This window comes from Pseudomonadota bacterium, assembly GCA_018817425.1.
Taxonomy (GTDB): Bacteria; Desulfobacterota; Desulfobacteria; order Desulfobacterales; family RPRI01; genus RPRI01.
In genome coordinates this window covers 31,166-46,780 of record JAHITX010000127.1, presented here as the reverse complement: position 1 = coordinate 46,780, position 15,615 = coordinate 31,166, and the positions used below count along the sequence as shown (strand labels likewise).

Below are 15,615 nucleotides of genomic sequence, written 5' to 3'. Positions count from 1 at the left end.
CGGATAGGAGGTTTTCTTTATATTCCCCTAAATCTGATGACCTAAAATTACATTCACCGGGAATTGATGCTTATTCTTTGAGCTGTTTTATTCTACTGTGATATTCCTGTAAAGGGCACACTTTGGGTTCTTCTTCGCGGCGGGCAGCGATTCCTTTGGCTGCTGCGATTGCAGCTGCAGTTGTTGATATATAAGGCACTTTGTATTTTATTGCTGTTTTTCTGATATCGGAACTGTCTTGTGCACTTTTTCTGCCACTGGGAGTATTAATTAAAAGATTTATTTTGCCTATCTTGATAGCATCCATTAAATCGGGTCTTCCTAAACCAAGCTTTGATACAGGTGTGGCTTCTATTCCTTTTTCTTTCAAAAATTCGCAGGTACCTTTTGTCGCCATAATTGTAAACCCGAGATCCCTGAACAATCTGATCGGTTCAAGAGCAGCGGTCTTATCCCTGTCTGCAATTGTAAATAAAACGCATCCTTCAAGAGGGAGTGTAAGTTGAGCAGCTTCTTGTGCTTTATAAAAAGCCCTTCCGTATGATGTTGAAAGGCCGAGTACTTCTCCTGTTGAGCGCATTTCCGGTCCCAATACAGGATCGACTTCAGGAAACATGTTGAAAGGAAATACCGATTCCTTTATGCCATAGTAAGGAATTATGTGGTGTGTAAGATTAAGTTCTGAAAGAGTTTTTCCTAAAACAATCTGTGTTGCAAGTCGTGCCATTGAAATATTGCAAACCTTTGATACAATAGGAACTGTGCGTGAGCCTCTGGGATTGGCCTCAAGAACATAAACCGTATTGTCATGAATTGCATATTGTATATTCATCAGGCCAACAACATGAAGGGCCGTCGCAATTTTTTTTGTATATTCATTTATCGTTTCTATATGCTTTGGCGGGATGCTTACTGGAGGAATTACACATGCCGAATCTCCGGAATGAATGCCGGCAAGTTCAATATGCTCCATTACGGCAGGAACAAAAGCATTTATCCCGTCTGCAATTGCATCGGCTTCAGCTTCTATGGCATTATCAAGAAATTTATCTATTAAAACAGGCCGTTCAGTAGAAACATTTACTGCGGCTTTAAGATAATGTTTTAACATATCTTCGTTGCGGATAATTTCCATTCCGCGTCCGCCTAAAACATATGAAGGACGAACCATAAGAGGATATCCGATTTTGTCTGCTATTTCTTTTGCTTCTTCCATGTTGATAGCCATACCGGATTCCGGCTGTGGTATGCCAAGCTCTCGCATAACTCTTCTAAACTGGTCGCGGTCTTCTGCAAAATCAATAGTTTCAGGAGAAGTACCAAGTATTTTGACTCCGGCATCTTCAAGCTCTTTTGCAATATTAAGTGGTGTCTGGCCACCAAATTGAACAATCACCCCTTCAGGCTTTTCCTTCTCATATATGCTCAAAACATCTTCTACGGTAAGTGGTTCGAAATACAATTTATCGGAAGTATCATAGTCGGTTGATACTGTTTCAGGGTTACAGTTTATCATTATGGATTCGAATCCGGCATCTCTGATAGCAAACGCTGCATGAACACAACAATAATCAAATTCTATACCCTGGCCTATCCGGTTAGGGCCTCCGCCAAGCACCATTATCTTTTTTCTATCGCTCACAGCTACTTTATCAGAAGCATTGTAAGTAGAATAATAATAAGCCGAATTTTCAACTCCGCTCACAGGCACAGGTTCCCATGCTTCGATAACTCCAAGTTTTATTCTTAGTTCCCTGATCTTTTTTTCGGAAACATCAAGCAATCCCGCAATATAACGGTCGGAAAAGCCGTCTTTTTTTGCCTGTACAAGAAGCTTGTCAGGAAGTTGTTTGCCCTTGCATTCCAACAGGCTTTCTTCTATATCAACCAGTTCTTTCATCTGTTGAATAAACCAAGGTTTGATATGGGTAATTTCATATAACTCTTCAATATCTGCACCTTTGCGTAAAGCTTCATACAAGATAAAATGACGCTCACTGGTTGGAATCCTAAGCATATTAATCAGATTCTCTAAAGGCTGTTCATTAAAATCTTTGGCAAAACCTAACCCATAGCGGTTTATCTCAAGGCTTCTTATTGCTTTTTGAAATGCTTCCTTATAGTTTTTGCCTATACTCATGACTTCGCCGACAGCCTTCATCTGAGTGCCTAACTTGTCTTCTACTCCTTCAAATTTTTCGAATGCCCACCTGGCAAACTTTATAACGACATAATCACCAGAAGGGGTGTACTTTTCAAGAGTTCCATCCCGCCAGTAAGGAATTTCATCTAAGGTCATACCACCTGCAAGAAGCGTTGATACTCTTGCGATAGGAAATCCGGTTGCTTTTGACGCCAGAGCTGATGAACGGGAAGTGCGGGGATTAATTTCAATTACTACAACCCTTCCGGTTTCTGGGTCATGGGCAAACTGAATGTTTGTGCCTCCTATGACTTCTATGGCTTTCACTATTGCATAAGAATAATCTTGTAAGCGCTTTTGAAGTTTTGGGTCAATTGTAAGCATTGGAGCCGAGCAAAAACTGTCGCCGGTATGAATACCCATGGCATCAATATTTTCAATAAAACAGACTGTGATCATCTGGTTTTTAGAATCGCGCACTACCTCAAGTTCAAGTTCTTCCCAGCCGAGAACGGATTCTTCCACAAGAATCTGACGTACACGGCTTGCCGACAGTCCACGACTGGCAACGGTTCTTAGTTCTTCAATATTATATACAAGTCCGCCACCCGTTCCGCCCATAGTATAGGCCGGACGTATAACAACCGGATAGCCAAGTTCATTTGCAATTTGTTCTGCGTCTTCAACATTGTTTACGATCTTGCTTTTCGGCATATCGATTCCCAGACGATTCATAGTATCCTTGAAAGCCTGGCGATCTTCACCGCGTTCTATTGCATCAACATTTACACCAATAATTTTTACAGAATATTTTTCTAAAACGCCTGCACTGTAAAGCTCTGAAGATAGATTTAATCCGGTTTGTCCGCCTAAATTAGGCAAAAGGGCATCAGGCCTTTCTTTGGCAATAATTTCTGTGAGTGTTTTAAGATTAAGTGGTTCTATATATGTAATATCCGCCGTTCCCGGATCTGTCATGATAGTAGCAGGGTTTGAATTTACAAGAACTACTTTATACCCCATTGAACGCAGTGCTTTGCAAGCCTGAGTGCCTGAATAGTCAAATTCGCACGCCTGGCCGATGATAATCGGGCCTGAGCCTATTATAAGAACTTTATTAATATCGTTACGTCTTGGCATGGTTACTCCTTAGAAAATATATAAGTCAATTTTATCAATTCCGAGCCTCTTGAAATATTAGCAATACTGGAAAATGCATGTTAGTTTGAGCTTAACTTAAAATCAAGATCAAATAATAACAATTTTTATACTTGTTTAATTTAAATTGCGTGTTATAAAAAAAATTCCATGTTTTTTAGAGGTAATATAAAAAAACAAATAGAGTCAAATAGTTCTATAACTATAATTTTTAAAGTAACCAAGGAAATTAATATGGGCGGATTCTTCGGGGTAGTATCAAAACATGACTGTGTAAACGATCTTTACTATGGTACGGATTATCATTCGCATCTTGGCACAAAACGTGGTGGCATGGCTGTTTATAATCGTAAAGGTTTTGAAAGATCTATCCACAGCATAGAAAATAATTATTTCAGGTCAAAATTTGAACCGGATCTTCCAAAGTTTAAAGGAAAACTTGGAATAGGAGTTATCAGTGATAATGATTCACAGCCGCTTATAATAGGATCGCACTTGGGCACCTTTGCCGTAGCGACAGTTGGGAAAATTAATAATATAGATGAGCTGTCAAAAAATGCATTTAAGAAAAAAATGCATTTTTCCGAAACCGCCGGTGGCAAAACCAATCCTACAGAGCTTGTGGCGATGCTTGTTTGTTCTGAAAATACCTTTGAAGATGGAATAGAAAGGGCCCAGGAATTAATCAAAGGCTCATGTTCAATTCTTGTGCTGACAAACAAAGGCATATTTGCTGCAAGAGACAGGCTGGGCAGAACTCCACTTGTTATTGGGAAAAAGGACGGCGCTTTTGCAGTTGCTTCCGAAAATTGTTCATTTCCGAATCTTGGGTATACAACCGAGGCTTTTATTGGCCCTGGCGAAATAGTATTTATAGATGCAGAAGGATATATTGAAAAAAAACCTCCGGGAGATAAGTTGCAGGTATGTTCGTTTCTTTGGGTATATTATGGCTATCCTGCATCAGAATATGAAGGAATCAATGTAGAATACGTTAGAAACAGGTGTGGTAGCGCTCTTGCAAAAAACGATAATGTTGCAATAGACTGTGTTGCCGGCATACCCGATTCGGGAATAGGGCACGCCGTTGGCTATGCAAATGAAAAGAAAGTTCCTTATGTCCGTCCATTTGTAAAATACACTCCAACATGGCCTAGAAGTTTTATGCCTCAGAACCAGAAAACAAGAGACCTTGTTGCAAGAATGAAACTTATTCCTGTAAAAAAACTTATTGAAGGAAAGAAAATCCTTTTTTGTGAAGATTCAATAGTAAGAGGTACCCAACTTAAAGAGAATATACAAGTTTTATTCGATTATGGTGCCCTTGAAGCGCACATGCGGCCGGCTTGTCCCACACTGATTTATCCTTGCGATTTTTTAAATTTTTCGGCTTCAAGATCAACTCTTGATCTTGCCGGAAGAAAAGTAATCCGGGAATTAGAAGGACGTGAAGATGTTAATCTTGAGGAATATGCTCTTTCAGGTTCTGATAAAAACCTTATGATGATTGACAGAATCCGGCAGCATTTGAAATTAACTACATTGCGTTATCAAAAACTTGATGATCTTGTTGATGCTATAGGTCTTCCTAAAGAAAAACTGTGTACACACTGCTGGGATGGAAAAAGCTATTTCTAAGGTTTGCATTGAAAGTTGTGTTAAATGATTATTGTTGCAGACAATATCAGGATTACAGATCAAATAATTGCAGATGCAATTTCTCAAATGAATCCGGTTCCTATACAAAAGATTGTTATGGAATGCGAGAAAGCAGGTGCACAGGTTATAGATGTAAATTCAGGTCCATTGTCACGAGCGCCTGAAAAACATATGGTTTTTCTGATTGATGCCATCCAGGAAGTTTCCAAACTCCCTTTGATTGTAGATACTGCAAACCCAAAAGCTATGGAAACCGGTATTCGCGCATGCAAAAACAAAGCGATAGTAAACGGTTTTTCCTTAGAACCGGCAAAGCTTGATAAAATACTTCCTCTTGCCAAAAAATACCAGACAGATATCATAGGTTATCTTTTATATCCAAACGGCCATGTACCGCCGGATGGGGATAAACGTCTGGAAATAGCTATTGAGCTTTTTGAGCAATTCAAAAAACACGGCATTGACGAAAAGCGGCTGATTATAGATCCTATAATTGCTCCTCTGTCCTGGCAAAGCGGCAAATTTCAGGCCAAAGAAATTCTATATGTAATAAAGCATCTGCCTGATATATTCGGTTTTCCTGTAAGAACAATTGCAGGACTATCAAATCTTACAACAGGAAGAGGGCATAAAGCCCGAAAACTTATCATGGAGAAAGTTTACATCTCAATGCTTGCATCTGCAGGTCTTTCAATGATTATGATGAATGTATTCCATAATGATAGCATAAAGACCGTAAGAGCTTGTAATTTGCTAATTGATGAGAAGATTTTTGCATGGGAAGAAATGGATTAGAATTTGCCGGAATCTGATGTATGTGCTTCTTTTACCGTACCGCCCCATTCTTTGAGATTAGTTGAAATAAAATCTACTACTATTTTGTGAGTTTTACTGCCATTACCTTCCACATTGAGGGGTTTCCCGAACTTTACATAAATTGTTTTATGCGGATCAACCGCTCCCATGTCTTTGAGCAGCCTGCCGTTTACCTGAAAATCAGTCTTAAGGGCAACAGGAATTACATGTACGCCCGCTCTTTTAGCAAGTTTTACTCCAAGTGAATTAAAAGAGCCTGGATCGAAAACTGTGTTTCTTGTTGCCTGAGGAAATATAAATACGGATTTTCCGCTTTTTAAGCATGCTTCTCCTTCCGAAAATACTTTATATAGGTCTTCCTTTGGATTTTGTCTTGATACTGCTATCGAATTTACTGCCTTCATTATATGGCCCCAAAACGGATATTTAATCAGTTCTTCTTTTATCACAAAGGCAACCTGTTTAAATGCCAGTATAATAGTGGGCATAATCAAAGTGTCTATCATACTCATGTGGTTTGACACAAACACAACAGGCTCGTTATGTTCATATATATAGTTGAGGCCGGATATATCCAACTTCCCTCCGGCAGCTTCGATTATTTTAATTGTCTGATAAGAAGATTGTGCCCATCTTTTTGTGTTATATTTTCCGATTCGGGCTATAAAGCTATCTCTAATAATAACAGATAGAAGCAGTGAATAATAGATAAATGAAGGCAAGCCTGGGATATTTTTTATCGGCAAAAGATGTTTATCTGCACTGAGATAGCGACTTTCCGATTTAAGGATTTGTGTGAAATTTATAATATTCATCCCAAAAATAGCCTGACATACAATTAAGAGGTCTTCAAAAATACATTCCCTATTTTATTCTATATTCCGGAAAGGAGATCTTTACGCTCGACTTAATGATGGACTCTTTATGAGTCCATCGTAATTGATTAACTGGCGATAAGAATTTATGGAATCAGGAATGGTATTTTTTCAGAACAAGGACAGCATTAGTGCCTCCGAAGCCGAAAGAATTTGTCATTACAACATCTATATTTGCCTTACGCGCAACATTGGGGACATAATCAAGATCGCATTCTTCGTCCGGATTATCGAGATTTATAGTAGGTGGTATTATACTGTTTTTTATTGTGAGCGCCGAAAAAACAGTTTCTATACCTCCTGCAGCTCCCAGAAGATGACCGGTCATCGACTTTGTTGAACTTACCGGTATTTTATAGGCATGATCTCCAAAAACGGTTTTTATCGCTCTTGTTTCATATACATCGTTTAGCTGAGTTGATGTGCCATGTGCGTTTATATAATCAACTTTATCCGGTGTAATTCCCGCATCGCTTATAGCTGCTTTCATGCATCTTACTGCGCCTTCTCCATCCGGAGGCGGTGATGTCATGTGATATCCGTCTCCGGTCATTCCAAATCCGGATATTTCGGCATATATATGTGCTCCTCTTTCAAGAGCACTCGAAAGAGACTCAAGAACAACGATTCCGCTTCCTTCTCCGACAACAAAACCATCACGATCCCGGTCAAATGGACGAGAGGCAAGCTGAGGCTCATTATTTCGGGTTGAAAGAGCTTTCATTGCACCGAAACCGGCTACACAGGTCATTGTAATTACTGATTCAACTCCACCGGTTATCATAGCATCTGCATGTCCGTTTTGGATAAGTCTGAATGATTCTCCCACTGCATGCGTTCCCGCAGCACAAGCAGTTGCAATAGATGCGTTTGGGCCTTTTACACCGAATATAATCGAAATCATTCCAGGAGCCATATTACCTATCATAAGAGGAATAAAAAACGGACTAACACGCCCCGGGCCTTTTTTATTCAAATCGAGGATCGTCTTTTCCATTATGCCGAGTCCTCCGAGCCCGCACCCTGTTATGGTACCAACCCTGCCTGAATTAGAGTCATTTATTACAAGGCCGGAATCTTCAATAGCCATACGTGATGCTGCTACGGCATAGGCGATAAAAGGTTCGGAACGCTGGGCGTCCTTTTTTGACATGAAATCTTCTGCTGCAAACCCTTTGACTTCTGCTGCTATTTTTGTGTTAAATCCCGTTGTATCGAACCTTGTTATCTCAGAGATTCCCGACTTCCCGGCACACAACGCGGACCATGTTTCGTTAACTCCGATCCCAAGAGGTGTAACCAATCCAATTCCTGTTATAACAACACGCCTGCTCAAAAAAACCTCCCTAAAACCTAATAAAACAATTAGAATATACGGTCACAAAATATAATCCAAGTATTTTAAGATGGTTATAAACTATTGTATTAATATTTATTTGAAAACAAGATACTATTTTTATTAATGTGAATTTATATAGTCGATTACATCTTTAACTCTTACAAGCTTTTCAGCGACTTCATCTGAGATATCCGTTTCAAACTCTTCTTCCATAGACATAATTAATTCAACCAGGTCAAGCGAATCGGCACCAAGATCATCAACAAATGAAGCTTCAGGGACAACTTTTTCAATTTCAACACCCAATTTTTCTGCAATAATTTTTTTTACTTTGTCTTCAACTGACATTAAATGATTCTCCTTATATTTTAAGGATTAAAGGTTAGAAGATAATAAATTCTTAAATTCAATTAAATAAATTTTAATAAGAACAAAGCATAAGATGAAACCGTTTCTTATCTCTATGCAATATCTTAATATTTCCATTGCAAATCAAATAAACTATATACATAACATCCTAATTAATAAAGATTTTATATTATATAATATGCTTATTTGACTTTATGTTATTTAGTAATTGAAATAACAAGAATTGTCAAGAATTTATTTCATAAATATCGGGCCCCAAATTAAATTTGTTAATAATAATTATGATATTATTTAGATTTTATTAATATATTGATCAAATTTATTTTAAATATATTAATATATTATCACGATATAGAAAATATGCAATACTATAGGCGCTTCTTATAAAAAATAAATATAGCGGGAGTTTTTGTTTGAAACCATAGGATATTGCGCCATTCTATTTGGATGAAAGTGATTTACTAATTGCTAATCAATGTCATTGAATTAAGAATATAAAAAAACCTTATGATATAATTATAACATGCCAATATATCATAATTATATAAATATTTTAGGGAGAATAAAATGGATGTTAATCAAGCAAAAGAAGTTATAGGAAAACAATTTGGCTTTATAGCCAAAGATGCAAACGAGGTAATTCTATATTTTAATTTACCCAAAAATGCAAAAATCTTGGGTGTCGGAACCTAATCAGAATGGAATGGAAATGAGATCATATGGCAATTTTTCAAGGATTATAAGCTGTCGAAAAACACATCATTTCAATAGCTGACTCGTGCTTGTTAATTTAAGAATTATCTTTTACTTGCTTCTCGTCTTTCTTGAATGCAAGATTTTGATTTAAAAGTAAATAAATGTTTACGCCCGTTCTTGGCTCTTGACTTTTATTCAAGATAGTAATAAGTAAAAAACATGTCACTCCAAGCCATTACCAAACAATTATAAATTGAATCGGAATATTTTGACAAACGCTATAAAACGGAGATAAACGATTTTAAATCTATGAAGGAGAAAACCAATTTATGAAACAGTTACATTCTATCAAATGCTTAACCGTGTTTATTCTCATATCTTTTATAGGGACTTTTGCATATGGAGATACCGTATTGCCAGATCCTATGGAAATCGTCTCCGGCAGTAAATATTATGGACAAATGACTAAGGCCCAGGCTGCTGAAATAATCGAAAAATGTGCCGGCGAAACCTATAAGGCCCAATCCATTGTAGAAGAAGATAAATTTTTCATGAGTGTGCCTAAACAAACTTATGCCCATCCTTCAGGAATCAGAACGACCACAAAGTTCAAATGGGCAGATGTAAAATACATTCAACTTCTGAAAGACTCCATCAAACTTACTTATGAGAGCTCATTTTTTGGACGTAAATCTGAACGATCTTTGGAGTTTGGCCCAAATACATATACCCTGGCAGATCTGGCCCTGGCCGCAACAACCCTCACAGGACTGCCTTTAAGCCGGGAAGTTGCCTCCGCTGGGAAAACGGGGCCATCCGAAGAGGGGACGGGAGTAATTCAAAATGCTGCAGATACAAAAGCAGTTCCTGATCTTGAAGAAAGCCTAATAAAACTTAACTCCCTTTATAATAAAGGTCTCATAACCGATGCCGTTTATGAATCCAAACAAAAAGAACTTCTCGACAGTATGCTTGGCAAATAAGATAAGTAATTGGTGCCAACCCTTATATATGTATGAGATTGGGTTCAATTGATAAGCAAAACCTTGCATAAGTAATGAAGCTAAGACCGGATCAAAGAAATACCCTCGCTCAGTTGGTGGGTTATCCCCAATAGAAGAAGTAACAAACAAACTATGCTCTTTTTGTGCTGTGCTGTGCAGTCTATATTTTGCTTTACTTCTTTTCGGCTGTTGGCTTATTGGGATTTTTGATGATTTAAAAGACTGACAGCAGTTACGCACATATTGAGGGCACATGAAAATTAAAATTATTGCAACCGCAATCGTTATCTTTTCCATTGTGATACTTTCAGTCATTATTATAACCAACCGGAACAAACATATCCTGTATTTATCTAATGGTGAAATAATAGAGGTTACCAAAACCTGGGAAGGCTTGGGTGACATCTACTATGAGCAGGAAAACGGAACGCTCGGTACATTAAAAGAGGGCGAGGTTGACAAAATCGTAAGTACTTCTTTAAACAGTCTCAAAGGCTGGAAAATAGTTCTTACCCGTGAGATAGAATTAAAAAGGGGAATTTTTGAAATACTATTGGACAAGAATTTATGGATTGGGTGCTTGCTGGCTTTTTGTTTCTATTGTGCGGGTGTCTTTGTCGATAAACTCATAACTCGAATTAGGAAAAGAAAAAAAGTTAAAACAAAGGATGAAGACGAGCTGATTATAATTACCCCTGGGCTACATGATACTGATATGAGAAAGATCATTCTTTATTTTCTAAATCTTTACATGTTGCATCTTGGAGCGAATAAAGATGATAGATTCCAATATAAGCGTTTAAATATCACAGGGCATGGGAAAACAGTAGTGTATGATCTTAGAATATTTCATGATGACAAGTGGATATTCAGACGAATGTCATTAGGGCGCATTGGAGAAGATAGCGGCGCCAGGAGCAAATGTTTCTATGTTATTTATGATGACCATATTGTGATAAAAATTCCACCGGAGCCGATAAATGATTTTGATCAATACATTAACTGCATTAAAGCAGATAAGCGAATCGCCGACCTGCTCGCCCCGCGTGAGTGCCTGATTCCAAAGGTGTCTACTGTTCTTAAAAGAATTCCTTCATTTGCAGATTCCATTGGAAGATATGCTAAAGAAAACGAACAAGTATGTATTGACGGGCTCAACAAGTTTCCCAATTTTCAACAATTTCTCAAAATTGGTGAAAATTTTGCCTTTTTTATGGATCTTTCAAAGTATTATTTTCTGGGGCTTGTTTTAGATGAATTACATGATGTGTATAATAAAACCTCCAAAGAGATAAAAGAACATCAGGGCATTATTTGGGATTCCGACTTATTTGAAGAAAGGTATGGTAAAAAAGCCTCAAACCTCTGCATCAATCTTCAACACGCCTTTCAACGGTTTGAAAATATATTTATAAATACCGATATCCAATCCTATCAAAAGAAAGATTGGTTTTCAGGTTGTCTTTGCATAGGGGAAACCGATTCCAAACAAAAGAATATTCCCAACGAAGCAGCAGAAATTCTGAAGCAGGTAAAAAAAGAACATAAAGACACGTTTGCCGAATATGAAACGGTTATTAAAAATTATGTACAGGAAAAATCATTCCAGCATAATAGAACTCAGATACAATGTATATGTACGAATCTTATTGAATTGTTGTCCTGGTTACACATTAAAAAAGTAGCCATGCGCGACCTTAAACCGGATAACCTGATTGTTGTAGGCGACCCCTCAAAATATCCCCAGTTTTTGAAATCATCAGACGAATTCCACATTGGACTTATAGATGTTGAAACAGCAGCTTCTATCAACCCCAAAGAGGGGCAAATAGAACAGCCCAAATTAGGCCTGACACCCATCTATGCTACACCCTCCCATATGCTGATTAATGAAATTTTAGGGGTTTTATATGCGGATCCAATTCATATTCTGCAATTGCAGGACTGGCAGGCTATTGTGGGGATGATTTACAAATCTGTTACTGGCGAACACCTGTTTTACCGGGCAGCCGGAACCATTGGCGCAATTACAAAAGAAATGCCCTGTTATTTTGGCGACATTCCCAAATTGGTTGAATTTTCAATGAGTGCAAGCGCAAGGTTCTGGAAAGATGCTTCCAATGAGTTTGTTTTAAAAATGCAGTCTAAGCAAAAGCTGTTAAAATCAGTTAACTTGGAAATTTGCACTAACGCAGAACAAATGTTTAAAAATGCAGCTGCCAAATCAAGAAATAAAAATATCCAAAAGAAGTTGCTGGATATAAAACCCAATATTTCGGCGCATGAATTGCTATATGTCATGTTTTCTCATTTGTATGAAATGATGTGCAAAAAGGATTGGGAGCCTTACGCAAAAATGGAAGAATTGAAAGTTAAAGAAAAAACTTTAACTTTTGCACAAACAAAAGTCTGGTCCCAACGCGTATAAGAAGAAAATCGCTTCTTCAACCTTTTCCAACACAAATCAAAAAAGGAGGATATTGTTATGGTACATTTATTTTCACGTATGATTGTTCTTTGCTTGGCTATTGTTTTTCTTTCTGTTCCCGCTGCATCGCTTGCACAGGAGGCCGTTGAACTAAGTGTGGATGTTGCCGCTATCTGCACGAGCGTTTCTGCCTTGGAGCCAGTAGGCTTCGATGAAAGTTTTCCGGCTTCCGTGGGCAAGCTGTTTTGTTTTACCCGGATAGTAGGTAACCAGGTGCCCACCACTATAACCCATGTTTGGTACTACGGAGAAACAGAGCGGGCCAGGGTAGATTTAACCGTAAAGTCAACAGAATGGCGAACTTATAGTTCAAAAATCATTCAACCACAAGAAATTGGGTCCTGGCATGTGGATGTGCTGGATTCTGCGGGTAATGTGGCAAGGACGGTCCAGTTTACTACCACTGCTGACTCCGGGGCAACAGATGCCCAAGTTCCCGATGCCGGGCAACCCGATGAAACTGGCTCAGCTGATTAGTCTTTATGATGTGAAGTAAAAAAAATTCTGTTTTGCCTTTGTTTATGTAACAATTTACATGCTCTTGTTAAATGGAAATACCGGTATTTTAACAGATTTATAGTTCACCGCCAGAATTCCCGAAGCAATCAGGACAAGAGCAAATATTATATGGTATGTAATTGGTTCATAAAGCAGAAATCCGCCAAAAACAACTCCGGCAATCGGAACTATAAATATAAATGAATGCAAAGAAGATGCTCCATGATTTTTAAGAAGATAATTCCATGCAACAAATCCAAATGAGGCGGTCATAATAGCCTGATACAATAAGGCCCCAATCACCTTTGGATTTAAATCAAAAAGCATCCTTTCATCCAACAAAAATGCTTCGGTAAAAAATAAAGGCAGAGAAAAAAGCATCGGATATAAAACAAGCTGAAACGGATTAAAGTCGTTTATGATTCTTTTAATAAAAACTGTGTTACAAGCCCATATAAAAGTTACCGTAAGAATAATAAGATCGCCTGCTTTAAGGCTGGATGCTCCTGTCTCCTTCTCAAAAAAAAGCAAAACAATAGCCAGAAACCCAAGCAGTATCCCAAGAAATTTCTTTATTGTTATTTTGTCATCCGGAATAAAAAAATGTGAAAGAATCAGTATGAAAAACGGTACAAAGTTTGATACAAGCGTTGCGTGGGTCGCATTTGTTTTGCTCATTCCGATATAAAAAAGTGAAAGCTGCACGAAAAAAGTAGCTGTTAAAATAACTATATAAAGGAGCTGGCCTTTTTTTAATGAAAACGATTGCCCTGTTATTTTAGCCCACAATGCTATACAAATCGATGCAATAGTAAAGCGCAATGCAGCTAAAGTAAAGGTCCCTATTCCTGTAAGGCCGACTTTTATCGCAACAAAATTTCCGCCAAAAATAATACAAAGAAGAACTGCAAACATTGCAGCTGAAAATGTTAATTCGCTACAGTTAGGTTTCATACTAAGTCAATTTCAGTGTATAATCTTTCTCGGGAACAAAAGCGGAATATCCGTTATCTTTTAAAAAATCGGCAAAAGCTATGGATTGATCTTCTTCACCATGAACAACAGCAATGTTTTTAATTTTAAGTTTCGAATCTTCCAGGAACCGCAGCATTTCATTTTTATCCCCATGAGCACTGAATGCGCCTAATTTTACAACATGCGCTTTTAAAGGATACTCTTTGTTTAAGAATTTAAGTATAGGGGGATCGCCTTTTCTTCCTGATTTTTCGTATTCAAGCCCCTGATCATGGATTCGGCGCCCAAGTGTATTTTGGGCCATAAAGCCCACTAAAAGAATTGTGTTTTTCGGGTTATGAATTTTGTAACGGAGATGATGAAGCACTCTTCCAGCTTCACACATGCCTGAAGCAGAAAGTACTATATGAGGTGTTTCATCTTTCATAAGAACCATTGATTCATCAACCGAAGATACAAATTTTAACTCTTTAAATGAAAACGGATTATCACCATTTGAAAGAAATGTATCAACTGTCTCCTGGTTGTAAACCTCAGGATGTTCACCGAAAACCCTGGTTATATTTGTAGCAAGAGGGCTGTCCACATATACCGGAATCCTGGGGACTTCCCCACCATGATAGAGTTCATGAATTATATAAAGAAGCTCCTGTGTTCTTCCGAACGCAAAAGCAGGGATAACTATTGATCCGCCTCGCTCTACCGTATCATTTATTATTTTTTTCAGTTGAGGTCTTACATCCTCCATATCCTCATGTTCTCTGTCACCATAAGTACTTTCCATAATAAGAAGATCGATATCTTTATCTTCATCAGGAAAAGCGGCACATGGGTTTCTTATTATCGGCTTGTCATATCTTCCAATATCACCGGTATAACAAATCCTGAATATTCGCCCGTTTTCATTTATCTTGATTAAAGGAATAGCTGAGCCCAGAATGTGACCGGCTTCATACAATACACCTGTTATTCCCCGTCCGATCTCAAATGCAGTACGGTAAGGATAACTATCAAAGTGCTCCAGTGAATTTTGCGCATCTTCAATGGTATAAAGAGGAGAAATATATTCAAGATCATGTTCTTTTATAAGATCATGTATCTTTTCGACATTAAGCTTGTGCCCTTCAGTTTTAAGCATTGAAGCAATTTCGGACTTTCTGTGATTTTTATTTTTTCCATTATTTTTTGACAGTAAAGTATTTCTAAGAGTTTTATAGTTTAAGTAGTTAGCATCAGATTCCTGGATGTGGGCTGAATCGGCTAAAAGAAAGGCACAGACATCGGCAGTTGGCCTTGTACAAAGGATTCGGCCGGTAAAACCGTTTTTAACCAAAAGCGGTATTCTGCCGCAATGATCAACATGAGCATGAGAAAGAACAAGATTGACTATAGATTTTGGGTCAAAAGAGAATTCCTTATTTTTTTGTACAGTGTCCTTTCTGCGGCCCTGAAACATTCCACAATCAAGCATGATCTTATCGGAATTAGCTGTTATAACATGCATTGAACCGGTAACTTCTCTAACTGCTCCGTAAAATGTGACTTCCATATTTTATTCCTTTCCATTATATATTTTTTTTGATTCCCGGTATTGC

11 protein-coding genes are annotated in these 15,615 nt (G+C 37.9%); 5 read left to right on the top strand and 6 right to left on the bottom strand.

Features of this window, described 5'->3' with window-relative positions; genetic code table 11:
* Positions 1-70: 70 nt before the first annotated feature.
* Positions 71-3,283, bottom strand: coding sequence for a carbamoyl-phosphate synthase large subunit (gene carB / locus KKC46_21285; protein MBU1056335.1), 3,213 nt, complete (start codon positions 3,281-3,283; stop codon positions 71-73).
* Between the two features lie 252 nt (positions 3,284-3,535).
* On the opposite strand from carB, the gene KKC46_21280 reads away from it, so the two are divergent.
* The gene (locus KKC46_21280; GenBank protein ID MBU1056334.1) at positions 3,536-4,939 is read left to right on the top strand and encodes an amidophosphoribosyltransferase; all 1,404 of its coding nucleotides are present in this window, start codon (positions 3,536-3,538) and stop codon (positions 4,937-4,939) included.
* 24 nt (positions 4,940-4,963) lie between these two features.
* The gene (locus KKC46_21275; GenBank protein ID MBU1056333.1) at positions 4,964-5,755 is read left to right on the top strand and encodes a dihydropteroate synthase; all 792 of its coding nucleotides are present in this window, start codon (positions 4,964-4,966) and stop codon (positions 5,753-5,755) included.
* On the opposite strand, the gene KKC46_21270 is transcribed toward KKC46_21275, so the two are convergent.
* The 3 genes from KKC46_21270 to acpP all read right to left on the bottom strand — a co-directional run bounded on the left by KKC46_21270 (position 5,752) and on the right by acpP (position 8,338).
* Positions 5,752-6,591 (bottom strand): 1-acyl-sn-glycerol-3-phosphate acyltransferase, encoded by an 840-nt coding sequence (locus KKC46_21270; protein ID MBU1056332.1) that lies wholly within the window; start codon positions 6,589-6,591, stop codon positions 5,752-5,754. The two genes, KKC46_21275 and KKC46_21270, sit on opposite strands and share 4 nt — an antisense overlap.
* Positions 6,592-6,745: 154 nt before the next feature.
* Positions 6,746-7,987 (bottom strand): beta-ketoacyl-ACP synthase II, encoded by a 1,242-nt coding sequence (fabF, locus tag KKC46_21265; GenBank protein MBU1056331.1) that lies wholly within the window; start codon positions 7,985-7,987, stop codon positions 6,746-6,748.
* 123 nt (positions 7,988-8,110) lie between these two features.
* The gene (acpP, locus tag KKC46_21260) at positions 8,111-8,338 is read right to left on the bottom strand and encodes an acyl carrier protein (protein MBU1056330.1); all 228 of its coding nucleotides are present in this window, start codon (positions 8,336-8,338) and stop codon (positions 8,111-8,113) included.
* Between the two features lie 1,046 nt (positions 8,339-9,384).
* Here acpP and KKC46_21255 point away from each other — a divergent pair.
* The 3 genes from KKC46_21255 (at position 9,385) to KKC46_21245 (ending at position 13,024) form a co-directional block, all read left to right on the top strand.
* Positions 9,385-10,038 (top strand): hypothetical protein, encoded by a 654-nt coding sequence (locus tag KKC46_21255; protein MBU1056329.1) that lies wholly within the window; start codon positions 9,385-9,387, stop codon positions 10,036-10,038.
* Between the two features lie 274 nt (positions 10,039-10,312).
* Positions 10,313-12,487: a hypothetical protein gene (locus KKC46_21250; GenBank protein ID MBU1056328.1), complete on the top strand. Its 2,175-nt coding sequence runs from the start codon at positions 10,313-10,315 to the stop codon at positions 12,485-12,487.
* Positions 12,488-12,565: 78 nt separating this feature from the next.
* A complete protein-coding gene (locus KKC46_21245; protein MBU1056327.1) occupies positions 12,566-13,024 on the top strand; it encodes a DUF2914 domain-containing protein in 459 nt (152 codons plus the stop codon).
* A gap of 54 nt (positions 13,025-13,078) precedes the next feature.
* Here KKC46_21245 and KKC46_21240 read toward each other — a convergent pair whose 3' ends face one another.
* Both KKC46_21240 and KKC46_21235 read right to left on the bottom strand, forming a co-directional pair.
* Positions 13,079-13,999 carry a DMT family transporter gene (locus tag KKC46_21240; GenBank protein ID MBU1056326.1) on the bottom strand — a complete coding sequence of 307 codons (921 nt, stop codon included), beginning with the start codon at positions 13,997-13,999 and terminating at the stop codon, positions 13,079-13,081.
* A 1-nt stretch (position 14,000) separates the two neighbouring features.
* Positions 14,001-15,569: an MBL fold metallo-hydrolase gene (locus tag KKC46_21235; GenBank protein MBU1056325.1), complete on the bottom strand. Its 1,569-nt coding sequence runs from the start codon at positions 15,567-15,569 to the stop codon at positions 14,001-14,003.
* Positions 15,570-15,615 lie beyond the last annotated feature (46 nt).